Source organism: Streptomyces sp. DSM 40750, from assembly GCF_024612035.1.
Lineage (GTDB): Bacteria > Actinomycetota > Actinomycetes > Streptomycetales > Streptomycetaceae > Streptomyces.
Genome location: NZ_CP102513.1, coordinates 10053295 through 10080200 on the forward strand (window position 1 = coordinate 10053295; position 26906 = coordinate 10080200).

Annotated in this window: 24 protein-coding genes; 14 read left to right on the forward strand and 10 right to left on the reverse strand. The window is 70.4% G+C overall.

Features of this window, described 5'->3' with window-relative positions:
* Nucleotides 1–81 precede the first annotated feature (81 nt).
* From JIX55_RS44050 to rhaI, 3 genes are all read right to left on the reverse strand, one after another.
* Nucleotides 82–1518, reverse strand: a complete 1437-nt coding sequence (locus tag JIX55_RS44050) for a rhamnulokinase (protein WP_257569699.1) — start codon at nt 1516–1518, stop codon at nt 82–84.
* An 8-nt stretch (nt 1519–1526) separates the two neighbouring features.
* Entirely contained in the window at nt 1527–3566 is a 2040-nt protein-coding gene (locus JIX55_RS44055) for a bifunctional aldolase/short-chain dehydrogenase (RefSeq protein WP_257568808.1), read from the reverse strand.
* Between the two features lie 135 nt (nt 3567–3701).
* Entirely contained in the window at nt 3702–4862 is a 1161-nt protein-coding gene (rhaI, locus tag JIX55_RS44060) for an L-rhamnose isomerase (RefSeq protein WP_257568809.1), read from the reverse strand.
* Nucleotides 4863–5120: 258 nt separating this feature from the next.
* Here rhaI and JIX55_RS44065 point away from each other — a divergent pair, with 258 nt between their 5' ends.
* From JIX55_RS44065 to JIX55_RS44110, 10 genes are all read left to right on the forward strand, one after another.
* The gene (locus tag JIX55_RS44065; protein ID WP_257568810.1) at nt 5121–6638 is read left to right on the forward strand and encodes a sugar ABC transporter ATP-binding protein; all 1518 of its coding nucleotides are present in this window, start codon (nt 5121–5123) and stop codon (nt 6636–6638) included.
* Nucleotides 6635–7675, forward strand: coding sequence for an ABC transporter permease (locus JIX55_RS44070; protein ID WP_257568812.1), 1041 nt, complete (start codon nt 6635–6637; stop codon nt 7673–7675). The genes JIX55_RS44065 and JIX55_RS44070 overlap by 4 nt, the downstream gene beginning before the upstream one ends.
* Nucleotides 7668–8699 (forward strand): ABC transporter permease, encoded by a 1032-nt coding sequence (locus JIX55_RS44075; RefSeq protein ID WP_257568813.1) that lies wholly within the window; start codon nt 7668–7670, stop codon nt 8697–8699. Before JIX55_RS44070 ends, JIX55_RS44075 begins: the two co-directional genes overlap by 8 nt.
* Before the next feature lie 68 nt (nt 8700–8767).
* Nucleotides 8768–9850 (forward strand): rhamnose ABC transporter substrate-binding protein, encoded by a 1083-nt coding sequence (gene rhaS, locus JIX55_RS44080; protein ID WP_257568814.1) that lies wholly within the window; start codon nt 8768–8770, stop codon nt 9848–9850.
* 41 nt (nt 9851–9891) lie between these two features.
* Nucleotides 9892–10212, forward strand: coding sequence for an L-rhamnose mutarotase (locus JIX55_RS44085; protein WP_046705789.1), 321 nt, complete (start codon nt 9892–9894; stop codon nt 10210–10212).
* Nucleotides 10213–10273: 61 nt separating this feature from the next.
* Nucleotides 10274–11698 (forward strand): BNR repeat-containing protein, encoded by a 1425-nt coding sequence (locus JIX55_RS44090; protein WP_257568815.1) that lies wholly within the window; start codon nt 10274–10276, stop codon nt 11696–11698.
* 111 nt (nt 11699–11809) lie between these two features.
* Nucleotides 11810–12835 (forward strand): LacI family DNA-binding transcriptional regulator, encoded by a 1026-nt coding sequence (locus tag JIX55_RS44095; protein WP_257568816.1) that lies wholly within the window; start codon nt 11810–11812, stop codon nt 12833–12835.
* A 112-nt stretch (nt 12836–12947) separates the two neighbouring features.
* The gene (locus JIX55_RS44100; RefSeq protein WP_257568817.1) at nt 12948–14249 is read left to right on the forward strand and encodes an alpha/beta hydrolase; all 1302 of its coding nucleotides are present in this window, start codon (nt 12948–12950) and stop codon (nt 14247–14249) included.
* Nucleotides 14250–14289: 40 nt separating this feature from the next.
* Nucleotides 14290–15042 carry a PIG-L deacetylase family protein gene (locus JIX55_RS44105; RefSeq protein WP_257568818.1) on the forward strand — a complete coding sequence of 251 codons (753 nt, stop codon included), beginning with the start codon at nt 14290–14292 and terminating at the stop codon, nt 15040–15042.
* On the forward strand, nt 15039–15548 hold the full coding sequence (locus JIX55_RS44110; RefSeq protein WP_257568819.1) for a GNAT family N-acetyltransferase: 510 nt from the start codon (nt 15039–15041) through the stop codon (nt 15546–15548). The genes JIX55_RS44105 and JIX55_RS44110 overlap by 4 nt, the downstream gene beginning before the upstream one ends.
* Nucleotides 15549–15590: 42 nt before the next feature.
* On the opposite strand, the gene JIX55_RS44115 is transcribed toward JIX55_RS44110, so the two are convergent.
* Entirely contained in the window at nt 15591–15788 is a 198-nt protein-coding gene (locus JIX55_RS44115; protein ID WP_257568820.1) for a DUF5999 family protein, read from the reverse strand.
* 124 nt (nt 15789–15912) lie between these two features.
* Here JIX55_RS44115 and JIX55_RS44120 point away from each other — a divergent pair, with 124 nt between their 5' ends.
* The gene (locus tag JIX55_RS44120) at nt 15913–16743 is read left to right on the forward strand and encodes a pentapeptide repeat-containing protein (protein WP_257568821.1); all 831 of its coding nucleotides are present in this window, start codon (nt 15913–15915) and stop codon (nt 16741–16743) included.
* Here JIX55_RS44120 and JIX55_RS44125 read toward each other — a convergent pair.
* The gene (locus JIX55_RS44125) at nt 16711–18273 is read right to left on the reverse strand and encodes a cytochrome P450 (protein WP_257568822.1); all 1563 of its coding nucleotides are present in this window, start codon (nt 18271–18273) and stop codon (nt 16711–16713) included. The two genes, JIX55_RS44120 and JIX55_RS44125, sit on opposite strands and share 33 nt — an antisense overlap.
* Before the next feature lie 106 nt (nt 18274–18379).
* Here JIX55_RS44125 and JIX55_RS44130 point away from each other — a divergent pair, with 106 nt between their 5' ends.
* On the forward strand, nt 18380–18988 hold the full coding sequence (locus tag JIX55_RS44130; RefSeq protein WP_257568823.1) for a TetR/AcrR family transcriptional regulator: 609 nt from the start codon (nt 18380–18382) through the stop codon (nt 18986–18988).
* Between the two features lie 63 nt (nt 18989–19051).
* On the opposite strand, the gene crcB is transcribed toward JIX55_RS44130, so the two are convergent.
* Both crcB and JIX55_RS44140 read right to left on the reverse strand, forming a co-directional pair.
* Nucleotides 19052–19426, reverse strand: coding sequence for a fluoride efflux transporter CrcB (gene crcB, locus JIX55_RS44135; RefSeq protein WP_257568824.1), 375 nt, complete (start codon nt 19424–19426; stop codon nt 19052–19054).
* Between the two features lie 87 nt (nt 19427–19513).
* Entirely contained in the window at nt 19514–19978 is a 465-nt protein-coding gene (locus tag JIX55_RS44140; protein ID WP_443046759.1) for a fluoride efflux transporter FluC, read from the reverse strand.
* 515 nt (nt 19979–20493) lie between these two features.
* Between JIX55_RS44140 and JIX55_RS44145 the strand changes: the two genes are divergently transcribed.
* A complete protein-coding gene (locus tag JIX55_RS44145; protein ID WP_257568825.1) occupies nt 20494–21921 on the forward strand; it encodes a cation:proton antiporter in 1428 nt (475 codons plus the stop codon).
* A 91-nt stretch (nt 21922–22012) separates the two neighbouring features.
* Nucleotides 22013–22738, forward strand: a complete 726-nt coding sequence (locus JIX55_RS44150; RefSeq protein WP_257568826.1) for a DUF2470 domain-containing protein — start codon at nt 22013–22015, stop codon at nt 22736–22738.
* On the opposite strand, the gene JIX55_RS44155 is transcribed toward JIX55_RS44150, so the two are convergent.
* The 3 genes from JIX55_RS44155 to JIX55_RS44165 all read right to left on the reverse strand — a co-directional run bounded on the left by JIX55_RS44155 (nt 22706) and on the right by JIX55_RS44165 (nt 26654).
* On the reverse strand, nt 22706–23965 hold the full coding sequence (locus tag JIX55_RS44155) for a lactonase family protein (protein WP_257568827.1): 1260 nt from the start codon (nt 23963–23965) through the stop codon (nt 22706–22708). The genes JIX55_RS44150 and JIX55_RS44155 overlap by 33 nt on opposite strands.
* A gap of 239 nt (nt 23966–24204) precedes the next feature.
* Nucleotides 24205–25362, reverse strand: a complete 1158-nt coding sequence (locus tag JIX55_RS44160) for a hypothetical protein (RefSeq protein ID WP_257568828.1) — start codon at nt 25360–25362, stop codon at nt 24205–24207.
* 35 nt (nt 25363–25397) lie between these two features.
* Nucleotides 25398–26654, reverse strand: coding sequence for an aromatic acid exporter family protein (locus JIX55_RS44165; RefSeq protein WP_257568829.1), 1257 nt, complete (start codon nt 26652–26654; stop codon nt 25398–25400).
* Nucleotides 26655–26906 lie beyond the last annotated feature (252 nt).

A 26906-nucleotide genomic window follows, 5' to 3' on the forward strand; every position in this document is an offset into this window, starting at 1 on the left:
GAGTGCCGAGGGAAATGACGCCGCGGGCCGATCGGCGACGGAATACCTCTGGCCGCCGATCGGCCGCAGGGACGGCCCCGCTCACCGCTCGGTGAGCCGGGCCTCCGCCGCGCGCCAGGCCGCCGGGTCGCCCTGCGGCTCGTACCGCACCAGCGGCTGGGTACGGGCGAGGAGCTGCCGCATCGAGGCCCGGTCGCCCACGAGGCCATGGGCACGGGCCTGGACGAGGACGTTGCCCAGGGCCGCCGCCTCCGCCGGTCCCGCCACCACCGGCAGTCCGCAGGCATCGGCGGTGAGCTGGCACAGCAGGGCGTTGCGCGTGCCGCCGCCGACGATGTGGACGACGTCGACAGGGTGGTCGGCGAGCGCCTGGGCCTCGGTGACGGCCCGCCGGTGGGCGAGCGCCAGCGAGTCGAGGATGCAGCGGGTGATCTCGGCGGGGGAAGAGGGCACGGGCTGCCCCGACTCCCGGCACGCCTCCGCGATCCGCTCGGGCATCCGGCCGGGCGCGAGGAACGCCGAGTCCCCGGCGTCCACGACCGACCGCAGCGCGGGCACCCCGGCCGCGCCCCGCAGCAGCGCGCCGAGATCCGGGTCCCCCCACTCCCGTACACACTCCTGGAGCAGCCACAGCCCCATGATGTTCCGGAGATAGCGGACCGTGCCGTCCAGCCCCAGCTCATTGGTGAAGTTGGCCGCCCGGCTCGCCTCGGTCAGGACCGGCGCGTCCAGCTCCAGGCCGGCCAGCGACCAGGTGCCCGTACAGATGTACGCGAACCGTTCCCCGGTGGCCGGGACGGCCGCCACCGCCGAAGCGGTGTCGTGCGACCCGACCGTCGTCACCGGAACCGGGCCCGTCAGCCCGGTCTCCTCCAGCACCCGCTCCTGGAGGAACCCCGCCGGATCCCCGGGCCGCCGCAGTGGCGCGAACAGCTCCAGATCGATCCCGAGCCGCTCGGCCACGTCGTTCGACCAGTCGCGCGTCCGGGGATCGATCAACTGCGTCGTCGAGGCATTGGTCAGCTCGGTCCCCAGCTCGCCCGTCAGCCAGTACGTCAGCAGATCGGGAATGAGCAACAGCCGCTTGGCATAAGCCAGTTGTGCGGACGACCGGGCGGCGACCAGCTGGTACAGCGTGTTGAAGGGCGCGTACTGCAACCCGGTCGCCGCGTACAGCTCGGCGGCGGGCACGGTGGCCCACACCTTCTCCGCGACGCCCTCGGTACGGGAGTCCCGGTAGTGCACCGGATTGCCCAGCAGGGCCCCGTCACCGTCGAGCAGCCCGTAGTCGACGGCCCAGCTGTCGATGCCGACGGAGTCGACCTGCCCGGCCGCCTTCAGCCCGTCGAGCACCCCCGCGTAGAGCGCGAGCACATCCCAGCGCAGCCCCTCGGGCGTCCGCACCGGCCGGTTGGGGAACCGGTGGGCCTCGACGAGCTCCAGCGAGTCCCGCCCCGCGCGGCCGACCATGACACGCCCACTGGACGCGCCCAGGTCGACCGCCGCGTACGACTTCACGGACCCGCTCATCGGAGGAAGGCGGCGGCCACGCCGGCGTCGACCGGGACATGCAGACCGGTGGTGTGCGTCAGCTCCCCGCCCGTCAGCGCGAACACCGCGTTCGCCACGTGCTCCGGCAGCACCTCGCGCTTGAGGATGGTCCGCTGCGCGTAGAACTCGCCCAGCTTCTCCTCCTCGATTCCGTAGGTCGCCGCGCGCTGGGCACCCCAGCCCGCCGCGAAGATCCCGGAGCCACGCACCACACCGTCCGGGTTGACCCCGTTGACACGGATGCCGTGCTCACCCAGTTCGGCGGCCAGCAGCCGCACCTGGTGCGCTTGGTCCGCCTTGGTGGCGGAGTAGGCGATGTTGTTGGGCCCGGCGAAGACGGCGTTCTTCGAGGCGATGTAGACGATGTCACCGCCCAGCCCCTGCGCGATCATCACCCGCGCCGCTTCCCGCGACACGAGGAACGAACCGCGCGCCATGATGTCGTGCTGGAGATCCCAGTCCTTCGCCGACGTCTCAAGCAGCGGCTTGGAGATCGAGATACCGGCGTTGTTGACGACGAGATCGACACCGCCGAAGGCCAGCGCGGCGGCCTTGAAGGCCTCGCCGATCTGCTCCTCGTCCGTCACGTCGACGGTCACGGCGACGGCCTTGTCGGCCCCGCCGAGCTCCTCGGCGACGGCAGCGGCGTTCTCGGCGTTCAGATCGGCGACGACGACACAGGCACCCTCGGAGACGAGCCGGTGGGCGATGGCCTTCCCGATCCCACTGCCCGCACCCGTGACGAGCGCGACCCGCGTGGCGAGCGGCTTCGGCTTGGGCATCCGCTGAAGCTTGGCCTCCTCCAGCGCCCAGTACTCGATGCGGAACTTCTCCGACTCCTCGATCGGCGCGTACGTCGACACCGCCTCGGCGCCCCGCATCACATTGATCGCGTTGACGTAGAACTCGCCGGCCACCCGCGCGGTCTGCTTGTCCTTGCCGAAGCTGAACATGCCCACACCCGGGATCAGCACGATCGCCGGGTCGGCACCGCGCATCGCGGGGGAGTGGGGCTCGGCGTGCCGCTGGTAGTAGGCGGCGTACTCCTCCCGGTACTCGGCGTGCAGCTCCTTCAGCCGTGAGATCGCCGTGTCGAGATCGGCGGTCGGCGGAAGATCCAGCACGAGCGGCCGGACCTTCGTACGAAGGAAGTGGTCGGGGCACGAGGTACCCAGGGCGGCGAGCCGGGGGTGCTCCGCACTCGCCAGGAAGTCGAGAACGACCTCCGAGTCGGTGAAGTGCCCGACCTGAGCCCTGTCCTGCGAGGCGATGGCCCGGATGTGCGGCGCCAGCGCGGCGGCCCGCTCCCGACGCTCCGCGGCGGCCGGCGCCTCGTACCCCTCGACGACGGGCCCGAACGGCTCCGCCTTCCCCCGCTCGACGAGGAACCGCTCGGCCGTCCGGATGATGTGCAGCGAGTTCTTCTCGCACTCCTCGGCGGTGTCACCCCAGGCGGTGATCCCATGCCCGCCCAGCACACACCCGATGGCCTGCGGGTTCTCCCGCTTCACGGCCGCGATGTCCAGCCCCAGCTGGAAGCCCGGCCGCCGCCACGGCACCCACACCACACTGTCCCCGAAACACTCGGCGGTCAGCTTCTCCCCGTCGGCGGCACAAGCGAGCGCGATCCCGGAGTCGGGATGCAGGTGGTCCACATGGGCCGCGTCCACGAGCCCGTGCATGGCGGTGTCGATGGACGGCGCCGCCCCACCCTTCCCGTGCAGGCAGTAGTCGAACGCGGCCACCATCTCGTCCTCGCGCTCCACACCCGGGTACACCTCGACGAGCGCCCGCATCCGGTCCAGCCGCAACACGGCCAGCCCGGCTTCGGTGAGCGTGCCGAGGTCCCCTCCGGACCCCTTCACCCACATCAGCTCCACGTCACCACCGGTGACGGGGTCGGTGTCGGTCCCCTTCGCGGACGTGTTCCCGCCGGCGTAGTTGGTGTTACGGGGATCGGCTCCGAGCCGACGAGAACGGGCGAGGAGGGCGGCGGCTTCGGGATGGGTTGCCATGCGAGATCAATCCTTACGGTGACGTATGTACGAAAGGGGACTGCGGCGCCCCGTCAGGGGCGCGGGGAACTGCGCGATCAACCACACACGACCCGCAGTCCGCAACGGACGAGAACTGGCAGACGAGGCCCGGAATCACGCTCCCCAACCGGCTTGCTCTCCTCCCACCCGCTCCTCCACGATCTTCGAGGCCCACCCCGACCGCCGGTACGCCCCCATGGGGTCGGGGTCCAACCCCATCTCCTCCCGCACCTCACGAAGCAACGGCCGCACATCCGTGTTGTACGCGTCCATCACCACGGCGTTGGCCTCCAGCACGTCCCCGGCCTGCTGAGCGGAGCGCAACGCCTCCCGGTCCACCAGCAGCGCCTTCGCCGTGGCTTCCTGCACGTTCATCACCGACCGGATGATCGCCGGAATCTTCGCCTCGATGTTGTGGCACTGATCGAGCATGAACGCGACCTCAGGAGTGAACCCGCCCCCACGCACGACCTCGTACATGATCCGGAACAGCTGGAACGGGTCGGCGGCCCCGACCATCAGGTCGTCGTCCGCGTAGAACCGGGAGTTGAAGTCGAACGCCCCGAGCTTGTCCTCCCGCAGCAGCGTCGCCACGATGAACTCGATGTTGGTCCCCGGCGCGTGATGCCCGGTGTCGACCACGACCTGCGCCTTCGGCCCGAGCTTCAGGCAGTGGGCGTAGGCGGTGCCCCAGTCCGGCACATCGGTCGAGTAGAACGCCGGCTCGAAGAACTTGTACTCCAGCAGCATCCGCTGCTCGTCCCCGAGCCGCTCGTAGACCTCGGCGAGCCCCTCGGCCAGCCGGTCCTGCCGCTCACGGATGTCGTCCTGGCCGGGATAGTTCGTACCGTCCGCGAACCACAGTTTCAGGTCCCGGGAGCCGGTCGCGTCCATGATGTCGACGCACTCCAGCAGATGATCGACGGCCTTGCGGCGGATCGCCGCGTCCGGGTGGCAGACGCTCCCCAGCTTGTAGTCGTCGTCCTGGAAGGTGTTGGAGTTGATGGCGCCCAGCTTCACGCCACGCTGCTCCGCGTGCTTCGAGAGCGCCGCGTAGTCCTCGACCTTGTCCCAGGGGATGTGCAGGGCCACGGTCGGGGCCACGCCGGTGAACTCGTGGACCTTGCCGGCGTCGTCCAGCTTCTCCCAGGGATTGCGCGGAACACCCGGTTGGGCGAACACCTTGAAGCGCGTTCCGGAGTTTCCGTACGCCCACGACGGCGTCTCGACGGCCTGTGTTTTGAGGGCGGCCTTCACCGCGGCGAGCTCGGTCACGTCAGGGCTCCTACCGGCTTCGATGTCTGAAACGATTCAGAACGGGAAACTATGAGCGGCTCGCCGGACTGTCAACCCCCCAGGTCAACATGGTTGCCCGTGACCCTGTTGTGACCTCTTCTATCGAAAAAATTTCGGCCGGAACCCATTGACGTGACCTGCGTGTGGTGCCTAACGTCCCGGCAACCTAGTTGAAACCTTTCACGACGCAGCGAGGCAGCCTCTCCGCTAGCCACCGGCCGTCGTCGAGGAGCCCCCATGACCCACCGGTCCAACACGGGTCCGGCCCCCGTTCTCGCCTTGAAGGGCATCTCCAAGTCCTTCGGCGCCGTACGCGCCCTGCGGGACGTGTCCCTCGAACTGTTCCCGGGCGAGGTGCACGCACTCGCCGGGGAGAACGGCGCGGGCAAGTCGACCCTGATCAAGAGCCTCGCCGGGGTGCACCGACCGGACTCCGGTCAGGTGCTCCTCGACGGCGCGCCCACGGTCTTCCACGGCCCGGCCGACGCCCGGGACGCGGGCATCGCCGTGATCTACCAGGAGCCCACGCTCTTCCCCGACCTGTCGATCGCCGAGAACATCTTCATGGGCCGCCAGCCCAGGCGCGCCCTCGGCCGCATCGACCACAAGGCCACCCACGCGGCGACCCTCGCCCTGATGCAGCGGCTCGGCGTCGAACTCGACCCCGACCGCCCGGCGCGTGGCCTGTCCATCGCCGACCAGCAGATCGTCGAGATCGCCAAGGCGCTCTCCTTCGACGCCCGCGTCCTGATCATGGACGAGCCGACGGCGGCCCTCACCGGCAGCGAGGTGGCCCGGCTCTTCGGTGTCGTCCGCACCCTGCGCGAACAGGGCTCGGCCGTCCTCTTCATCTCCCACCGCCTGGAAGAGATCTTCCAGATCTGCCAGCGGGTCACCACCCTGCGCGACGGTGCCTGGATCTCCAGCGAACCGATCGAGGGGATGACCGAGGACGACCTGGTCCGCCGTATGGTCGGCCGCGACCTCGACGAGCTGTACCCCAAGCAGGAGGTCGAGCCGGGCGACATCGCGCTCAGCGTCCGCCGGCTGACCCGTGAGGGCGTCTTCACGGATGTCTCCTTCGACGTCCGCCGCGGCGAGATCGTCGGCCTGGCCGGCCTCGTCGGAGCCGGCCGTACCGAGGTGGCGCGGGCCGTCTTCGGCATCGACCGCTGGGACGCGGGCGAGGTCGACATCGACGGGAAGGCGCTCACCAACGGCGCCCCCTCCACCGCGATGGCCGCCGGGCTCGCCCTGGTTCCCGAGGACCGCCGCGCCCAGGGCCTGGTGATGGACATGTCCATCGAGCGGAACATCGGCCTCACCGGCCTCCGTACGACGGTGAAGGCGGGCCTCGTCGACCGCGGCGCCGAGCGCAGCCGCTCCCTCGACTGGGCGGTCAAGCTCCAGGTGAAGTACGCCCGGATCGCCGACACCGTCAACACCCTGTCCGGCGGCAACCAGCAGAAGGTCGTCCTCGCCAAGTGGCTCGCCACCGCGCCGAAGGTGCTGATCGTCGACGAGCCCACCCGGGGCATCGACGTCGGTACGAAGGCCGAGGTGCACCGCCTCCTCAGCCGGCTCGCCGCCGACGGGGTGGCCGTGCTGATGATCTCCTCCGACCTGCCCGAGATCCTCGGTATGGCCGACCGCGTGCTCGTGATGCACGAGGGCCGGCTCACCGCCGAGATCCCTCGCTCCGAAGCCACCGAGGAATCCGTGATGGCCGCAGCCACCGGGAGGGCCGCCGCATGACGGTGACCACCCCTCAGAACACCCCCGTCACCGAGGTGCCCAAGTCCAGTGGCACCCGGCTGGTGGACCGCGTCTTCAAGATGCGTGAACTCGCCATCCTGGTCGTCTTCCTGGTGATGATCGTCGTCACCCAGCTGGGCAACAGCGAGTTCCTGACGGAGCAGGGCATCAAGGACCTGCTGCTCAACGCGACCATCCTGGTGCTGGTCGCCGTGGGGCAGTCGCTGGTCGTCATCACCCGGAACGTCGACCTGTCGGTCGGCTCCACCCTCGGCATCAGCGCCTTCGCCGCCGGTACGTATCTCCAGGGCGGCGGGAACGCGGTCGTGGCCGTGGTGCTGGCGGTCCTCATGGGCATCGGCTTCGGTCTGCTGAACGGCCTGCTCGTCAGCCTCGGCCAGGTGCCCGCCCTCGTGGTCACCCTCGGCACGCTGTACATCATCCGGGGCATCGACTCGATCTGGGTCGGCTCCCGGCAGATCACCGCGGCCGACCTGCCCGACGGGTTCGTCGACTTCGGCTCCGGCGGTATCTCCGCGGTGCCGTACCTGGCGCTGATCGCCCTGGCGGTGCTGGTGGCGACGGCGTACTACCTGAAGCACTTCGGCAGTGGACGCGAGCTGTACGCGCTCGGCTCCAACCCCGAGGCCGCCCGCCTCGCCGGTATCCAGGTCCGCAAGCGGATCCTGGTCGCCTACACCTTCTGCGGCGCCCTCGCCGGCCTCGCCGGAGCGCTGTACCTGGCCCGGTTCGGCAACGTCGACTCCAGCACCGGCAACGGCTACGAACTCACCGTCGTCAGCGCGGTCGTGGTCGGCGGCGTCGTCTTCACCGGCGGCTCCGGCAGTGTCTACGGCGCGGCCCTGGGTGCCCTGCTGCTGACCTCCATCAACAGCGTGCTGCCCGCCCTCGGCGTCAGCTCGGTGTGGGTGCTGGCCATCAACGGCGTCCTGCTCATCCTCGCCATCGCCGTGGACCGCGTGGTCGCGCTGCGGGTGGCGACCGCCCTGAAGAAGAGGAACGCCCGCCATGGCTGATTCCACCTCGTCGCGCGCGAGCCGCTGGTCCGCCCTGAAAAGGTGGGATTCAGCTGTCGGCGCCCTCCTCATCGTCGTGCTCCTGCTGTCCTTCACGACGGTCGACGGCTTCGGGAACGCGCTCAACCTGTCCTTCCTCATCGGCAACACCCTGCCGATCGCGCTGATCGCCCTCCCCATGACCCTTCTCGTGGTCGCCGGTGAGATCGATCTGTCGGTCGCCTCCACCGCCGGTCTGTCCGGCGCGGTGATGGGCGCCCTGTGGAACCAGGGCATGACGATCGAGACGATCATCCCGATCTGCCTGCTCCTCGGCGTGGTCTGCGGACTGATCAACGGCCTGCTGGTCACCCGGCTCGGCCTGTCCTCCCTGGCCGTCACCATCGGTACTCTCGCCGCCTACCGGGGCATCGCGCAGATCGTGCTCGGCTCCGACGCGGTGACCGACTTCCCGACGCAGTACCTGGACTTCGCGGCCGGCCGGATCGGCGACAGCTTCGTCCCGCAGGCCTTCATCCCCTTCCTGGTGCTGCTCGTCATCGCCGTGGTCGCCCTGCACCTCACCCCGTTCGGGCGCTCCCTCTACGCGATCGGCGCCAGCGAGGAGGCCGCGCGCTTCTCCGGCATCCGCGTCAAGCGGCAGAAGCTGATCCTCTTCACGCTGACCGGCCTCATGGCCTCCCTCACCGGCATCTTCTGGGCCCTGCACTACGCCAGCGCCCGCTTCGACAACGCGACGGGCCTCGAACTCTCCGTGGTGGCCGCCGTGTTGCTCGGCGGTATCGACTTCGACGGCGGCAAGGGCACGCTCGGCGGCGCGATCGCGGGAGTCTTCCTGCTGGGCACGCTGCAGAACGTGATGAGTCTTCAGGATGTCTCCGCCCAGTCGCAGATCGTCGTCACCGGCGTCCTGCTCGTCCTCTCCGTGCTCGGCCCCCGGGTCGCACGTCAGATCTCCGTCGCGAGGGCCGGCCGTAGAGCAGCCTCAGCGCCGGTGCCAAAGGCGCCCACTCCAGCCTCCTGACCGGCTGGGCCCCCACCGCCGTCTCGTACACGCTCACCCGCCCGTCCCTCAGTGACAAAGGAACCCTCATGCGCAAGTCAACCCTCCGCCGCTCCTGTGCGGCCCTCGCCGCAGTCACCTCCTTCGCCCTCGCCGCCACCGCCTGTGGTGGCACCACCAAGGAGGACGTCAAGAGCGACACCGCCTCGGCGAGCGCCACCGGCAAGGCCGACCCGAACGCCGAGCTGAAGAAGGGCCTGACCGTCGGCTTCCTGCCCAAGCAGGTCAACAACCCGTACTTCACCTCCGCCGACAAGGGCGGCGAGGCGGCCCTGAAGGAGCTGGGCTCCAGCTACAAGGAGGTCGGCCCGTCCAGCGCCACCGACACCTCCGGCCAGGTCTCCTACGTCAACACGCTCACCCAGCAGCAGGTCGACGCGATGGCCGTCTCCGCGCAGGACCCGGGCGCCCTGTGCACCGCGCTCAAGCAGGCCATGAGCAACGACATCAAGGTCGTCACCTACGACTCCGACACCAAGCCGGAGTGCCGCAACGCCTTCGTCTCGCAGGCCAGCGCCGAGGACCTGGGCCGCACCGAGGTCCAGCTGCTCGCCGAGCAGATCGGCTACAAGGGCGAGATCGCGATCCTGTCGGCCGCGCAGACCGCGACGAACCAGAACATCTGGATCGACTTCATGAAGGACGAGCTCAAGGACCCGAAGTACAAGGACATCAAGCTCGTCAAGACCGTCTACGGTGACGACGACGCCCAGAAGTCCTTCCAGCAGACCCAGGGCCTGCTCCAGGAGTACCCGAACCTGAAGGGGATCATCTCCCCGACCACGGTCGGCATCAAGGCGGCCGCCCAGTACCTGTCGGGCTCCAAGTACAAGGGCAAGGTCAAGCTGACCGGCCTCGGCACCCCGAACGACATGCGCAAGTACGTCAAGAACGGCACCGTCGAGGGCTTCGAGCTGTGGGACCCGGCGAAGCTCGGCGAGCTGGCCGCCCGTACCTCGGTGGCGCTGGTCTCCGGCCAGATCACCGGCAAGGAGGGCGAGACCTTCACCGCCGGTGACATGGGCGAGTTCACCATCGGCAAGGACGGCGTGATCAGCCTCGGCAAGCCGACCGTCTTCACCAAGGACAACATCGACCAGTTCAACTTCTAGTCGTCCGTCCCCTTCAACACCCCGCTAAGGAGCGGTACCTCATGCAGCGCGTCTGTTTCCTGCTCAAAGTCCGACAGGACCGGATCGACGAGTACCGCGAGCGGCACGCCGCCGTGTGGCCGGAGATGCTCCAAGCGCTCTCGGCCACCGGCTGGCACAACTACTCCCTCTTCCTGCGCGACGACGGCCTGCTCGTCGGCTACCTGGAGACCGAGGACTTTCAGGCCGCGCTCGCCGGCATGGAGGCCGCCGAGGTCAACGCCCGCTGGCAGAAGGAGATGGCGCCGTTCTTCGAGTCCCTCGACGGCGCCCGGCCCGACGAGGCCATGAAGCCCCTCACCGAGGTGTTCCACCTCGCCTGATCCCCCCCCACGAAGCAATACCCTCCCCCTCCCCACCTCGCCCGACAATGGAGTCCCCGAGATGAAGAGACGTACGCTGCTCGGCGCCGCACTCGCCGGCGCCGTCGTGACCCCCGTACTCGGCGCGACCGCCGCCCGCGCCGCCGACCCCGGTCCCTCGGTCACCCAGACCGGCAACACCCTGCTGGACAGCCAGGCCATCTTCTTCGTGTCCTACGACGGCCTGGTCAACAACAACTCGTTCCAGAAGAACGCCCTGCTGACCTACAAGGGCTACCAGTACGCCGTCTGGTACACCGCCGACCGCAACGCCGTCGTCGGCCGCCGCGTCCTCGGCTCCAGCACCTGGTCCACCGTCAAGGTCGGCCACACCCTGCGCTACAACGACTCCCACAACGTCATCTCCATGGGCGTCTCCAAGGTCGACGGCCGTCTCCACCTCAACATGGACTCCCACAGCGACGGCTTCACCTACGTCAAGTCGGTCGCCGGGCTCATGGACAACCCCGCCGGGCTGAGCTGGATCACGAGCCGCTTCGGCGCCCCCCAGTCCACCCTCGACGGCCTCGGGCTCACCTCGCAGTTCACCTACCCGCAGTTCATCTCCATGCCCGACGGCAAGCTTCAGCTCAGCTACCGCGCCGGCATCTCCGGCAACGGCCGCAACGCCCTCGCCGAGTACAACGGCACCTCCTGGACCAACCTCGGCGAGTGGACCAGCTCCACCGGCACGTACACCAGCGAGCACGGCTCCTCCACGGCCCGCAACATGTACCTGCACGGCATCGACTACGACCGCAACGGGCGCCTGCACGCCATGTTCACGTGGCGTGAGCAGAACGGCGCAGTGATGTGCAACGGCGGCGGCATCACCAACCACGACACCGGCTACGTCTACTCGGACGACCTGGGCCGTACCTGGCGCAACAACGCGGGCGCCGTCGTCGGCACCACCGGCGGCTCCGACCGGGTCTCCGTCACCGACGCGGGCCTCGTCGTGGACGCGCTGAACCCGGACCACTCCCTGATGAACCAGGAGAGCCAGTGGACCGACTCCGCCGGCCGACCGCACGCCATCATCAGCTACGTCCCCGGCCGCTTCGGCCAGTGCACCACGGACTACGTCGCCAACCGCACGGCCAACGGCCGCGCCTTCCTCGTCCGCAAGAGCTCCTCCGGAGCCTGGGCGAAGACCGAGATACCGGTGCCGCTGAACTCCAGCCAGCGCACCAAGCTGGTCATGGACAAGTACAACAACGCCTACGCGATCTTCCCGTTCGGCCGGATCGCCGGTGCCACGGCGGCCTCCGGGCACACCGACTGGAAGATCCTGTTCGACGGCTCCGGGCTCAACGCCTTCGGCGAGGTCGTGTTCGACGAGAGCCGGATCGCCCAGGACAACGTCCTGTCCGTGATGTACCAGGTGAAGTCGAGCGGTACCACGCCGTCGGCGCTCCGCGTCATCGACTTCGCACTGCCCGCCTGATTCCCGTACGACGGGCGAGTTCCTGCGCCTGACTAGGCCATTCCTGTGGTGGCCCGAAGGTAATGTGAACACATGCCCGCCGCTCCGCACCTTCCTGGAGGTCCCCACCCCATGGCCCAGTCGGTGGGTATCAAGGACGTCGCCGCTGCCGCCGGAGTCTCCGTCGGCACGGTGTCGAACGTCATCAACCGGCCGGACTCGGTGGCCTCCGGGACCCGGGCCCGGGTACAGGCCGCGATAGAGCGTCTCGGCTATGTCCGCAGCGAGTCGGCGCGTCAGCTGCGGGCCGGGCGGAGCCGGATCATGGCGTTGCTCGTGCTCGACATGGGCAACCCCTTCTTCGTCGACGTCGCGCGCGGTGCCGAGCGGGCCGCGCGCGACGCCGGGCTCGGCGTGATGGTCTGCAACAGCGCGCAGAGCGCGGGCGAGGAGTCCGAGTACCTCTCGCTCTTCGCCGAACAGCGGGTGCGCGGTGTGCTGCTCACCCCCGCCGACGCCACCGGACGCAACATCGAGGCGTTCCGCCGCCACGGCATCCCCTTCGTCCTCGTCGACCGGGTCGCCGAGGGCACCACCGAGTGCTCGGTCTCCGTCGACGACGTCGCGGGTGGCGCGCTCGCCGTACGGCATCTCGTCGACGCGGGCCACCGCTCCATCGCGTACGTCAGCGGACCGGCGGGCCTCAACCAGGTCCGCGACCGCCGTATGGGCGCCCTCAACGCCCTGCGCGAGGCGGGACTCGGCGCCGACGCCCTGCGCGAGCTGCCCACCGAGCGCCTCGACGTGGCCGCCGGCCGGGACGCGGGCGCCCGCATCCTCGGCCTCGCCGACCGCCCGACCGCCGTCTTCTGCGCCAACGACCTGCTCGCCCTCGGCGTCCTCCAGGCCATGTACGCGGCCGGCGTGAGCGTCCCCGACGACCTCGCCATCGTCGGCTACGACGACATCGAGTTCGCCGCCGCGGCCGCCGTCCCCCTCACCTCCGTACGGCAGCCCGCCGTCACCATGGGCGCCCTCGCCGCCGAACTCCTCCTGGAGGAGACCGAGGCCGAGACCGCGCCCACCCCGCACGAGCACAGGCGGGTCGTCCTCCAGCCGGAACTGGTGGTGCGGCGCTCCAGCCTCTCGGCGCGCTGAGCGGTCATTCAGTAGAGGTTGCCGGGATTTTCTTGATCCACGGAGTCGGCCTGGCGAAGAATCTGTGCTGGACTGGACCACGGCCTGGAATCCGTCCGTTCAAGGAGCCCTGTTGTCCGTCAGCTACCGGCAGCCCGGTGTCGTCCTCACCGACCGTCGCTTCACTGTTCCCCTCAAGCACGACCACCCGGCGGGGGAGCGGATCGAGCTCTACGGGCGCGAGGTCGTCGCGAGCGACAAGACGGAGGCCGAACTGCCCTGGCTGGTCTACCTTCAGGGCGGCCCCGGCTTCGGGGCGAACCGTTTCGTCGGCCGTGAGGCCTGGCTGGAGCGGGCCCTGCGGGAGTACCGGGTCCTGCTCCTGGACCAGCGCGGCACCGGCGCCTCCACCCCCGCCAACCGCCAGACCCTCCCGCTGCGCGGCGGCCCCGTCGAACAGGCCGACTACCTCGCCCACTTCCGCGCCGACTCCATCGTCCGCGACTGCGAGGCCATCCGCCCCGAGGTCACCGGCGGTGCCCCCTGGGCGGTCCTCGGCCAGAGCTTCGGCGGCTTCTGCGCGGTCACCTATCTGTCCATCGCGCCCGAGGGCCTGAGTACCGTCGTCATCACCGGCGGACTGCCCTCCCTCGACGCGAGCGCCGACGATGTCTACGGGGCCGCCTACCCGCGCATCGAACGCAAGGTCGCCGCGCACTACGCCCGCTACCCGCAGGACGTCGAGCGCGCCCGGCAGATCGCCGAGCACCTTCTCCAGCACGACGTCGTCCTGCCGAACGGCTACCGGTTCACCGTCGAGGCGTTCCAGTCGCTGGGCATCATGCTCGGCCGCGGCGACGGCAGCCACCGGCTGCACTTCCTGCTGGAGGACGCCTTCGTCCGCACCCCGCAGGGTCCCGCCCTGTCCGACTCCTTCCAGGAGGAGGTCCAGGGGCTGCTGTCGTACGCGGGCCACCCGCTGTACGCGCTCCTCCACGAGGCGATCTACGGTCAGGACCCGGGCCCCACGGACTGGGCCGCCGAGCGGGTGCGCCGCCGGTTCCCGCAGTTCGACGCCGCCAAGACGCTGACCGGCGACGGCCCGCTCCTCTTCACGGGTGAGTCCGTGCACCCCTGGATGTTCGACAACGACCCCGCCCTGCGCCCTCTGCGCGAGACCGCCGAGGATCTGGCCGGGGCGCGGGGCTGGCTGCCCCTGTACGACCCGGACCAGCTCGCCGTCAACGAGGTGCCGGTCGCGGCCGCGATCTACCACGACGACATGTACGTCGACACCGCCCACGCCCTCCGGACCGCCCGCGCCATCCGGGGCCTGCGCACCTGGGTCACGGACGAGTTCGAGCACGACGGTGTACGGGCGGGGGGACCGAGGGTGCTGGACCGGCTGCTGGCGCTGACACGCGACGAGCAGTGAGCGAGGGCCGGTTGTCGGTGCTCACGGCTACTGTGCCGACATGACCGACCCGCAGAAGGATCAGCCGGCCCCACTCGGACCCATGCCCGACGACTGGCGGCGCGCCCTCGCCGTGGTGGCCCACCCGGACGACCTCGAATACGGCTGCTCGGCGGCGATCGCCGCCTGGACCGACGCGGGCCGCGAGGTCGCGTACGTCCTGGCGACGCGCGGCGAGGCCGGCATCGACACCCTGGAGCCCGCGGAGTGCGGCCCGCTGCGCGAGCGGGAGCAGCGGGCGAGCGCGGCCGCCGTGGGCGTGTCCGAGGTCGAGTTCCTCGACCACAAGGACGGCGTCATCGAGTACGGCACCGCCCTGCGCCGGGACATCGCGGCCGCCATCCGCAGACACCGCCCCGAACTGGTCATCACCCTCAACCACCGCGACACCTGGGGTGGGGTCGCCTGGAACACCCCGGACCACGTGGCCGTGGGCCGCGCCACGCTGGACGCCGCCGGTGACGCCGGGAACCGCTGGATCTTCCCGGAACTCGTCGAACAGGGCCTGGAGCCCTGGGACGGCGTCCGCTGGGTCGCCGTCGCCGGTTCCTCGACCCCCACCCACGCCGTGGACGCCACCCCCGGCCTCGACCGCGCGGTCGCCTCCCTGCTCGAACACCGCACCTACCTGGCGGCGTTGACCGAGAAGGACCCCGAGACCTACGCACGCGAGTTCCTCACCGGCTACGCCCGGACCACGGGGGAGCGGTTCGGCGGCAGACCGGCGGTGGCGTTCGAGGTGTTCGCCCGATGACGGGCGTCCGGGGCGGGGTGCGGCTGGAGCCCTGGTCGGAGGACGACTTCTGGCTGCTGCGGCGCATCAACAGCCCCCGGATGACGGTGCACTTGGGCGGTCCGGAGACCGAGGAGGAACTGACTGCCCGGCATTGCCGCTATCTCGAGGTGGCGGCCGGGCAGATGTACCGGGTCGCGCTGGCCGACACCGGCGAGACCGTCGGCTCGATCGGCTACTGGGAACACGACTGGCGGGGCGAGACCGTGTGGGAGACCGGATGGGGGGTCCTGCCCGAGTTCCAGGGCCGGGGCGTCGCCGTACGCGCCGCCCGGGCGGTCGTCGAGGTGGCGCGGGACTCGAACACGCACCGATACCTGCACGCGCTGCCCCGAGTGGGTAACGCCGCGTCGAACGCGGTGTGCCGCAGGGCGGGGTTCACGCTGCTCGGCGAGGTCTCCGTCGAGTACCCGAAGGGGCACTGGAGCATGTCGAACGACTGGCGGTTGGATCTGGGACGCGACTGACGGACTTCGAGGCGCAGCCGGCGTCTGGTTCAGGCGTCGAGTTCAGGCGGCGAGTGCGTGGCTGAGGGTGCGCAGCGGGGCGACGACGCTGCCGTCCGGCAGGAGTTCACCGGTGTCGTCGAAGACGATGGTGCCGTCGCAGAGGAGGCTCCAGCCCTGTTCCGGGTGGGCGGAGACGATGGCGGCGGCGTGGTGGCCGGAGCGGTCGGCGGTGGGGCAGGCGGGACGGTGGGTGCACATGATGTCTCCTCAGGGGATCCGTCCGAGGTGTCCACCTCAGTCGTAGCGAACCTTGTTTTCCGTTGTATTAGAGACTCCTCCGCACCCGAAAACTCGTCGGTGAGTTCTCGTTAGGGTGAACCGTATGGAACAAAGATCCGGTGACGCCCTCGACCTGCATGATCTGCGCGCGGACTGCGCCAGTTGCTTCGGCCTGTGCTGTGTGGCCCTGCCCTTCACCGCCTCGGCGGACTTCGCCGTCGACAAGGCCGCGGGCCGGGCGTGCGGGAACCTCGGCGACGACTTCCGGTGCGGTATCCACACCCGGCTCAGGGACAAGGGCTTCAACGGCTGCACGGTCTACGACTGCTTCGGCGCCGGACAGAAGGTCTCGCAGGTCACCTTCGCCGGCGAGAACTGGCGTACGGGCGGCCGCGAGCACGCCCGGCGGATGTTCGAGGTGTTCCCGGTCGTACGCCAACTCCATGAACTGCTCTGGTACCTGACCGAGGCGTTGACCCTGCCGGCCGCCCGTCCGGTGCACGCCGACCTACGCCGGGCCCTCGACGAGACCGAGCGGCTGACCGGGCAGACGGCCGAGGAACTGGGGGAGTTGGACGTCTCCGCGCACCGGCAGGGCGTCAACGAGTTGCTGTTGCGGGTCAGTGATCTCATGCGGGCGGGCGCCGGACGCAAGCAGAACCGCCGGGGCGCCGACCTGATGGGCGCGCGCCTCAAGGGGGCCGACCTCAGAAAGGCCAACCTCCGTGGCGCCTACCTCATAGCCGCCGACCTGACCGGTGCCGATCTGCGTGGCGCGGATCTGATAGGCGCCGACCTCCGCGACACCGACCTCACCGACGCGGATCTGACCGGCGCCTTCTTCCTGACCCAGCCCCAGGTCAACGCGGCACGCGGCAGCGCGGGGACGCGCCTGCCGGGGTCAGTCACCCGCCCCGGTCACTGGACAGCGTGACGGCGACGACGGCATCTGCGGGGCCTCGGGGGCGCTTGTCGGATCGCCGTTCACCTCCGGGGCCGCGACGGCGGTGCCCACCCCGCCACCCACCCGCCTCTCCACGTTCAGCCGCAGCCCGTCCGGCATCAGTGTCAGCCGCTCGGCCACCCGCAGCCGGTACGCGGGGTCCGGCCGCAACTCGTAGCGGCGCAGGAGCAGTCCGAGTACCAGCGTGGCCTCGTGGAGCGCGAACTGGCGGCCGATGCAGGCCCGCGCCCCCGTGCCGAACGGCTTGAACGTGTGCGGGGGCCGGGCGCGCACGGCTGCCGCGTCGAAGCGGTCCGGGTCGAACCGCTCGGCGTCCGGGCCCCAGACCTCCGGGTCCCGGTGCAGCATCGCGGCCAGCACCAGCGCCCAGGCGCCCCGCCGCATCGGATGGACCCCGCCCAGCACGGTGTCCTCGCGCGCCTCCCGTGAGAACGCGGGCGCCGTCGGCCACAGCCGCAGCGTCTCGTCCAGCACCCGGCGTACATACCGCAGCTTGGCCACCTGCTCATAGCCGGGCCGCGCGGTGTCGCCCCAGACCCGGTCCACCTCGGCGCGGGCGCGCGCGGCCAGGTCCGGACGCCGGGCGAGGTGGTGCAGGGCGAAGGAGAGGGCGCCCGAAGTGGTCTCGTGCCCGGCTATCAGGAAGGTGATGACCTGGCGCCGGACGTTCTCGGCGGAGAGCCGCTCGCCGGTGTCCGGGTGCGCGGTCTCCAGCATGCGGTCGAGCAGGTCACCGGCGCCACCGCCACCCGACGACCGCCGCGCCCGCACCACCGTGTCGACCGTCTCGTTCAGATACGCCATGTCCGCCTGGTTGTGCCGGGTGGCACCCCGCAGCAGCAGCGGGGCCAGCGGGTCGGGGACGACGTTGCGGCGCTGGGCGTATGTCAGGGTGCCGACCATCGCGGCGACGAAGGGGTGCGGCCGGGTGCGTTCGAAGGAGCCGAAGTCGTGGCCGAAGCCGGTGCCGGCGATCGTCTCCAGTGTCAGCTTGGTCATGTCGCCGGGCACGTCCACGGCGTCGCCCGCCGCGCCCGCCCGGTCCCAGTGGTCCATCAGCCGCTCGGCGACGTCGAGCATCATCGGGTGGTAGCCGGCCATGGCCTCCCGGCTGAAGCCCGGGGCCAGGACGTCGTGCGCCAATTGCCAGTTGGGCTCGTGGTTGTACGCCGTGAAGAGCCCGTCCCCGGCCACCGGCCGCAGATTGGCGACCCCCACGCCCACATGCTTGGCGAACCGCGACTCGTCCGCCAGCTCGGCCGCGAGCCCGGCGCCTCCCACCAGGACGATCTCCTTGCCGAACGCCTTCCGCCGGAAGATCGGCCCGAGCCGCCGCCCGAGGCGCAGGGAGTCCTGGATCGGCGTACGGATGTTCGTGCCGAGCGCGTCGCCGATGACGGGCAGCCGGTACGGCGGGTGCGGTATGCGGTGCAGCTCGGGCCAGCCCAGCTCGGCGCTGCGGAAACCCCTGCCGGCCGTGGGCCCGGTCGTCGCCGTCATGACCACATCCCCCCTGCGCGCACGCCGTACGAAGCTGTTGTACTCGGGTTCAATAGCGGGATCAGTCTCATCCAGTTGTTGAACCCACGTCAAGTAAAGTGCCGCCATGGCAGCCAAGCAGGGACAGGGCCCGCGCCGACGGCTCAGCACCGAGGAGCGGCGGGAGCAGCTTCTCGCGGTCGGGACCCGGCTGTTCGCGGAGAGTTCGTACGACGACGTCTGGATCGAGCAGGTCGCCGAGATCGCCGGCGTCTCGCGGGGGCTGCTCTATCACTACTTCCCGAACAAGCGGGACTTCTTCGCGGCCGTCGTGGAGCGCGAGAGCGAGCGGATGCTGCGGATGATGACCCCCGCGCCCGGTCGGTCGGCGCGCGAGCGGCTCGCCAACGGGCTCGACGCGTTCCTCGCGTACGTCGAGGAACACGCCCACGGCTTCCGGGCCTTCCACCGCGCCGACGCCACCGGCGACCAGGCCGTGCGCAAGGTCTATCAGCGCGCGCTGGCGGCGCAGGAGGCGCGGATTCTGGCGGCGCTGGCGTCGGACGCCGAGTTCGCGGCGGCGCTCGACGGGCGGCCGGAGATGCGGCTCGCCGTACGCGGGTGGCTGTCGTTCACGACGGCCGTCTGTCTGGAGTGGCTGAGGGGTTCGGAGTTGTCCCGGGAGCAGGTCCGGGAGCTGTGTGTGCGGGCGCTTTTCGGAGTGCTCGCGCCCTGAGCCTGGTGCCGTGGGTTTTCCGCCTTCACCGCCGCGTGCCCGCCCGGAGTTCGGTCACCTCGCTCATGCCCACATGGCCTCCGCCAGCGCTGCGCCGATGAAGACGGCCCCGATCGAGGAGGTCACACTCGCGAGGACATTGGCCACGGCGTAGAACCGCGCCCCCATCTCGGCCAGTCGCACGGTCTCGTAGGAGAACGCCGAGTAGGTGGTCAGTGTCCCGCACAGCCCGGCCCCCACCAGCACGCGCACGCTGGAGGGTGCGGCCCCGCACGTCACGGCGCCGGTGAGCAGCCCGAGGACCAGACAGCCGGCCACGTTGACGGTGAACGTCCCCCAAGGGAAAAGCGTGTCGTTGCGGGCCTCGACCGCCCGGCCGATCAGGTACCGCAGCGGTGCCCCCACCATCGCGCCGACGACGACGAGCAACCAGTTCACGTCAATAGCCCCTTCTCTGTGGGGCGGTCGGCCTCGACAAGGGCTTCCGATGATGACCGCCTTCCGCGGCGCGCCGTCGGCAGGGTGTCATGCGGGCCTCCGGGCGATCAGGTGACGCGTGATGGCTGACGCGCTCCATGCCGCCGCCAGGGACACCATGAGTGTCAGTACCAGGAAGGCCAGCCCTACCGGGGCCTGGCCCTGGCCCACCAGGCGCCGGACGTCGCCCACGTAGGTGGAGAACGTGGTGAAGCCGCCCAGCACGCCGGTGCCGATGAACGGCCGCACCAGCCGGTGCAGTACCCGGACCTTGCTGCTGACCACCATCAAGACACCGAACATCGCGCACCCGACCGCGTTGATCCCCAGCGTCGTCCAAGGGAAGGCGCCGGGCGCAGTCGGCCACAGCAGCTCGGCCCCGTACCGTGCAGCTGCGCCGAGCCCTCCGCCGAGGGCTGTCACCACCAGCACTGGCCCCCGCCCGCGCCGCCGCTCGCGTCGCTTCGCGATCGGACGTGTCGCTGCCGAATCCCTCCAAAAGAAGGGATCCAGCCGTAATGGAAGGGGCAGGGGGGAGCGCAATGGCCAAAGCGATACCAGCGGTGTGGCTGCCTGCCAGGGATACGGGGCGCATTCATACCGAGGTATATGTCCGCGTATCGATTATCTACTGCCAAAAGTCACCGGAAATAGTGCCGCAGGTGTGCGCCCGGCGAAAAGGACTGGGCGGTGCGGGGCCGGAATCCGGACGCCAACTGCGGTGTCCGTGCTCAGCTTTGGATCCACAGGGCGGGTTGCGTCGTCACTTCGGTCGGCGTTGTGGGCGGAGGTTCGCACTGACGTAATCACGTTTATCAGTTCGAATTGGCGTGGAGGGAAAATGGATGACGAAAGGCTTGACATTTTGATGGTTAATCGGGAAGTGCTCGGGTATATCCGACGCGAAAGAATCAACCGATAAACGTATGGCATTGCTCGGCGGAGTCCTTCCCCCACGTCTCCAGCGCTCGAAAGGTGTCAGTCCTCAACGACTCGGAGGCGTGCTCATGTCCCTAACGGTTGCCGAGATGGCCAGGATTCTGATCGTGCTGACCGTCTTTCTCGTCGCGGCGCACCTCGGCGGATATCTCTTCGCACGGTTGAGCCAGCCTCCCGTGATCGGCGAGATCGTCGGTGGTCTGCTGCTCGGGGGCAGCGCCCTGGGCCTGCTCGCCCCGTCGGTGAGCGGCTGGCTGGTGCCGTCCTCCAGCGCCACCGCCCATATGCTGGGCGCGGTCTACCAACTCGGCATGATCCTGATGGTCTTCCTGGCCGGGCTGGAGATGCGCCAGGGCAGTCTGGGTTCGGAGCGCAGGACCGTGCTGTTCACCACCGTCTCAGGCCTGGTGATCCCGTTCGTGGCAGGTCTGGCGATCGCCCAGGTGGTGGACCCCGGCGGCCTGGCGGGCCCGCACGGATCCGCGGCGAACATCTCCCTGGTCATGGGCCTGGCTATCGCGGTGACCAGCATCCCGGTCATCTCCCGGATCATGATGGACCTCGGCATCATGGGCAGCCTCTTCGCCCGGATGGTGCTCACGGTCGCCGTCGTCGAGGACGTCCTTCTCTATGTCGTCCTCGCCGTGATCCTGGGGTTGGCTCACATCCGGGCGGACACCTCCTACGGCCTGCCCGCACTGCTCCCCGGTGACGGGATCGGCTGGGAGGTGGCCTACTACGTGGGCGCGGCGCTGCTGTTCTTCGCGGTCTGTCTCGCTGGAGGCCGTACGGCGTTCCGGTGGTTGGCCACGGGTCCCCTGAGGGTGCTGGAGCGGCGCAGCCCGGCGGCGTTCCGCCTGATGTTCCTCTTCGCCCTGTGCCTGGGCTGCCTGGTCCTGGGGATCGATCCGATCTTCGGCGCGCTCATGGCGGGCATCGCGATGGCGGGCCACGAGACGGCGTCAACGGGACAGGAGGCCGTGCGCGCGTTCTCGCTGGCCTTCTTCATCCCGATCTACTTCGCGCTCGTCGGCTTCCGCCTCGACCTTGTCCACGATCTCGACCCGGTCTTCTTCGGCTGGCTGTTCGTTCTGGCCTGTGTGGTCAAGTTCGGCAGCGTGTGGCTGGGGGCACGCCTGGCCGGCAAGTCGAGGTCGTGGTCGACCCACTTCGCGGTGGCGATGAACGCCCGCGGCGGCCCGGGCATCATCCTGGCCTCGGTGACCTTTGGTGCGGGCGTCATCAACGGACGGTTCTTCGTCGCCCTCGTGCTGCTGTCCGTTCTCACCTCCCAGCTGGCCGGGGCGTGGCTGACCCGGGCGCTGTCCAGGGATCCCGCGTTCTTCTCCGCGGACCATCCGCCCTCGTCGACGGATGCCGTTCCCGTAACCGGCACCGAGGGTGCCGAGGAGGACCGGCAGGAGCGAGCCGGTGCCGTGGACAGTGCCGCACAGCAGGTGGATACGGCGATCACTCCGACCGGGGTCGACCCGAACCGACCGCCGCAACAGGGCTGAGAACAGAAAGTTCCATACAGCGGCGGCTGCCGGTTGGCGTACGCCCGGATCTTCGATAGGTTAGGCAAGGCTTACCTAAGGGAGGTTTGGGATGGGTGACCGTCACAGCTGGACGGCCGCGCCCGCCGCGGCGGAGCGTGCCCGCTCGATGCTCGCGGCGGCGTGGTCCTGCGCGGTGACCGCCGAGGGCGGCCGCGAGGAGTTCGTCGGCGCGCACTCCGTCACCGAGGACGGCCGGGTGATCGTGTGCGTCCCCGAGGACAGTGGGCTCCTCGCCACCGCGATCTGCGCACCGCGTGGCGAGCCGTCCGCCGTGCTGGAGTTCGCCGACGTGGCGCCCGTCCCCGTGCGCAACCGTATCCGGGCCCGGCTCTGGCTCGCCGGCTGGTTCGTGCCCAAGGACGGGGACCTGGAGTTCCGGGCCACCCGCATCGTGCTGCGCGAGCCGTCCGGCGCGGTCGTGGTCGACCTCGACGAGTTCGCCGCCGCCCGACCGGATCCGCTGGCCACGGCCGAGTCCCGGTTGCTGACGCACCTCGCCGACGCGCACCCCGACGCCGTCGAGCGCCTCACCCGGCTCGTCCCGCACGACAGCCTGCACGGCGCCGTACGCGTCCAGCCGCTCGCCGTCGACCGGCACGGCCTCACCCTGCGCATCGAGCGGACCCGCGGCAACGGCGATGTACGCCTGACGTTCCACAAGCCCGCCGACGACATGGCGCAGCTCACCGAGCGCATGCACATCCTGCTCTCCCAGGCGAGCGCCGCCTCCTGCCCGCGCGCCCTACAGCGGCAGCGCACAGACGGCGACGGGTGACGCGAACGGCTCACCCGCGCGCCGCAGTCCACCTGTCTCGGCATCGACCTGGAAGACGCTGACCGCGCTCGACCGCTGAAGCGCGGCGAACAGCAGTCGGCCGTCCGGTGAGAGGGCGATCTGGCGCGGGAAGTCCCCGCCGACCGGCACGGTGTCAAGGAGCTTCAGCCGGGCACCGCCGGCCTCGACCGCGTAGCGCGTCAGGCTGTCGTGACCCCGGTTGGCGAGATACGCGTACGAGCCGTTCGGTGTCACGACCAGCTGCGCCGGGTAGTTCGTGCCCGGGCCCGTGCCCGTGGACTGCGGGTCGCCCGGTGTGAGCCGCCCGCTGTCGGGGTCGTAGGCGCAGACCACGACCGTGTTGTCGACCTCGTTGGCGAGATACGCGTACCGGCCCCCGGGATGGAAGGTGAGATGCCGGGGCCCCGCGCCCGACCGCGTCCGCGCCCGGGAGACCTCGGTGAGTGTGCCCCGGGACTCGTCCAGGCGGTAGGTGTACACCGTGTCGGTGCCCAGATCGACGGCGAGGACATGACCGCCGTCGGGACTGGTGACGATCTGGTGCGCGTGCGGCCCCTCCTGACCCGGGCCCGGCGCCGGACTGCTGTGCACCACCAGATCCGTGAGCTCGCCCAGCGCACCCGAGTCCTCCACAGGGTGCACGGCGACACTGCCCGAGCCGTAGTTCGCGCTCAGCAGCCACCGCCCGCTCGGGTGCACCGAGAGATGAGCGGGGGCCTCGCCGCCGCTGCTCCGGCTGCCGAGGACCTTCCGGTCGGACAGCCGTACGGCGGTCACCCCGCCCTCCGCCCGCTCGTTCACGGCGTACAGCGTCCGGCCGTCCGGGTGTACGGCGAGGTACGACGGGTCGTCGACTCCGGTGATCGTCCCCTTGCCGGCGATACGGCCACTGCGGGCGTCGTACGTCGCCACGCCGATGCCGGTGCCGCCGCCCGCGCCCGAGGTGTACGTGCCGAGGTAGAGCGGCTGGGGGCCGGTGGCTGCGGGGGAGGGCGAGGCGGCCTCGGACGTGGCTCCCGCCTCGGTCCGCGCCTCCGCCGGCGGAGCCGTCGGGGCGTTCCGCGCGGGGGAGGAGGGCGTGGTCCCGGCCGTCCCGTCGGAGCCCGCGCAACCGGCCAGGGAGGCCGGTACGGCCGCCCCCGCCAGGAGCCCCAGGACGCGGCGCCTGCTCCAGCCGCCTCGGTCCCCTGCCGCCTCACTGGTCATGCGTGCACCTCGGGTGTCGGTCGTCTCGGCCTTCACCACCTTGACGGGTGCGAGCGCCTCGGCGCAAAAGCGCGGCGGCGGACGTTGCGCGCCATGCAACGCCCGCCGCCGGGTCTGTCACCGGTGGAGGTGCCGGGCCGGCGACCGGATGCCGTGCCCAGGTCCGCACCGGATGCCGTGCGGAGGCCCGCTACGGGACCTGGTGCCGAGGTCCGCTGCGGGAATCCGTGCCGCCTCCTCTACCAGGCGCCGTCCTGGATCGGCCGGCCCGGTGCGCCGCCGAGGGGTTTGACCTGGCCGGGAGCGGGCGGCTGCCACGGGTCGAGGTCGTCGCCGAGCCAGTCGCCGACCGGCTTCACCGTGCCGAGGGCGTCGGCCGGGTCGAGATCGTGGGCGGCCTGGTCGTCGTCGTAGTAGTCGAACCAGGGAAGGCCCGCCCTGGTGTACGCCGCGCGGTCCACGGGCGACGGCGGCGGGGCCTCCCCGGTGATCCGACGCCACTCGGGCGGGGTGACGAGATGCACGAAGATCCGCCCGCCCGGCATCCCGGCCCAGCTGCCACGCGGCCACGTGTCCCGGTAGACCTCCTGACGCATCGAACCGCCGACCCCGAGTCCCCTCGCGGCGGGAGCCCGGGGCGGGGCCGCGGGAGCGCTGCGCGCGGGCGCCGCGCCCGGTGCCGCCATCGGGTACGCGGCGCCCGGAGGCGGCGGCCCGCCGGTCCGCGGAGGGGGCATGGGGGCGCCACCGGGCGGGGCCGGCCTCGGTGCGGCGCCCGGCGGCGGCATCGGCACCGGGCCCGTGCCGCCGTAGCCACCGATCGGGCCGGTGTTCCGCTCCCGCTGGGCGCGCAGCCGCTCCTCCTCCCGCCACACGGCGAGCCGCTTGTCGTTCAGCGGGAACGTCTGCAGCTGGACCCCGCCGAACACCTCCTCGCCGGTGACCTGGCCCTCGACCGTGGCGCCGAGCCCGAGCGGGACGGCCACGAACTGGCGGACCGTGCCCTTGCCGGAGTTGATGCCGTCGAGCCACGGCTGACGCGGCAGTACCACGTAGTTCTGCGGGTCACGGACGAGCGTGCCGCTCCACGGCTTGCCCGACACCGCGCACACCTTGCCGACGCCGACCTGGAGCGCGGCCGGTTCCGTGGAACCGCCGAAGTGCAGCCACATCGCCTCGCGCAGATACACGGGGAGCATCACACCGCCGCGCGCCCGCATCTCCTCCGGAGCGGTGTGCGGATAGTCCTCGACCCGGCGGATCGGGAAGTCGCCCAGACCGGGCGGAAGTTGGTGGGTGCCCGTCTCCGGAAGGCGCAGGGTGCGCTTGAAGCGCACCTGCACACCGCCCGGCAGACGCAGCGTGGTCCCGTCGATCCGCACGGCGCCTTCGGCCATTCCGTACGCTCCCCTCGGTATCGCGTGGTGCCTTGTCACTTAGTACGTCCGGCGAGGCCGGACCGGTTCCGCCGGAGGGGGCGCGGGATGCGTACGCGCTCGCGGAGGCGCGTGAGCCGGGGGGAGCGCTCGCGCTGTTCGCGGGTGCAGCGGTCGAGTTCCTCCAGAAGCCGCTGGGAGCGGTGCTCGGTGTCCAGCTCGTCGAGCATGCGGTTGACCTCCGTCAGCACGGCACCGTGCAGCTGCCACTGGCCGGGATCCCGCTGGACCTCTTCGAGGAGCAGCTGGGCCAGCTTGTCGCGGGTCGCGGTGGCCGTGGACAGCTCCGCGGCGAGCCGGGCCTCCGCGGACTCGGCGCTACGGCTGACGTCGGTGGTGACCAGCACCGCGAAGCTGACCACGGCGTCGCCGATCTCGGCGAGGAGCCGTTCGACGGCCGCTCCCACCTGTGGGGAGAACAGCGGGCTCGGCTCCCGTTCCCGGGCGAGGTCGGTGAGGGTGCGGGCCAGGACGCGGAGGACCACCGTGCAGATCTCCAGCGTGTCCAGGCCGGTGCGCAGCACCACCCGGTGCAGCAGCCCCTCCCGTACACGCGGATTGAGTTTCAGGCTGTCCTCGGCCTGCTTGAGGGCCGCGTCCACCTCGACGATGTCGAAGTCGAGCTTGCGGGCCTCGTCGAGGCGGGCCGCCGCGGCCTCCACCGGGGTGCGACCCGCGGCCTCCTCGCCGACGCGGATCATCAGCCGCCGCATCCGCCGGGCCAGGTCCTCGATGGACTCACCGGCGGCCTCCACCCATACCGGGGGAGCGAGCAGGAAGTTGAAGGCGAGGCCGACGACCGCGCCGATCAGGGTCTCCACGACCCGCGCCCACGCCGTGTCGCCGACCCTGGTCACGCCGAGCACCAGCATCGCGCTGATCGCCACCTCGGGCACGAACTCGCTGACCCGCACCAGATGGCCCACCGCGAGCGAGGCGAGGATCAGCAGGGCGAGGCTCCACCAGGTGAGGCCCACCAGGACACTGAAGCCGATCGCGATGACGACGCCGGCCACCACGGAGTTCACGCGGCGAATGCCGGTGGTGAGCGTGGAGTAGAGGGTGACCTGCACGACGAGAAGCGCGGTCAGCGGAGCCGTCAGGGGCGCCGCCTCCGAGCTGACCTGCAACGCCACCACGTAGGCCACCGTGGCGGCCGCCGCCGACCGCACCGACTGCACGATCACCGGATCCTGCCGCCACTTCGCGACCCGCGTGCCGATCAGGGCCCACACACCACGTACGTCTCGCATCCTTGCGCTGTTCCCCATCCGCCGCGGTACCGAACTCCTGAACGGGGACCCTAGCCGCTCGGCGGATTCCACCGGAGGTGGGGACAGTCCCTCCTTCCACGCGGGGTTCACCCCACCGGGAAGCGGTGGCCCGTCGGATGGTGGACGCACGCGCCGGACGAAAGCCTTGGATCATGAACAAGACATGGCGCCAGTCCGCAATCACGCACAACGCCCACGTCGGATACGGGACGAGCGAGCCCACCAAGTACC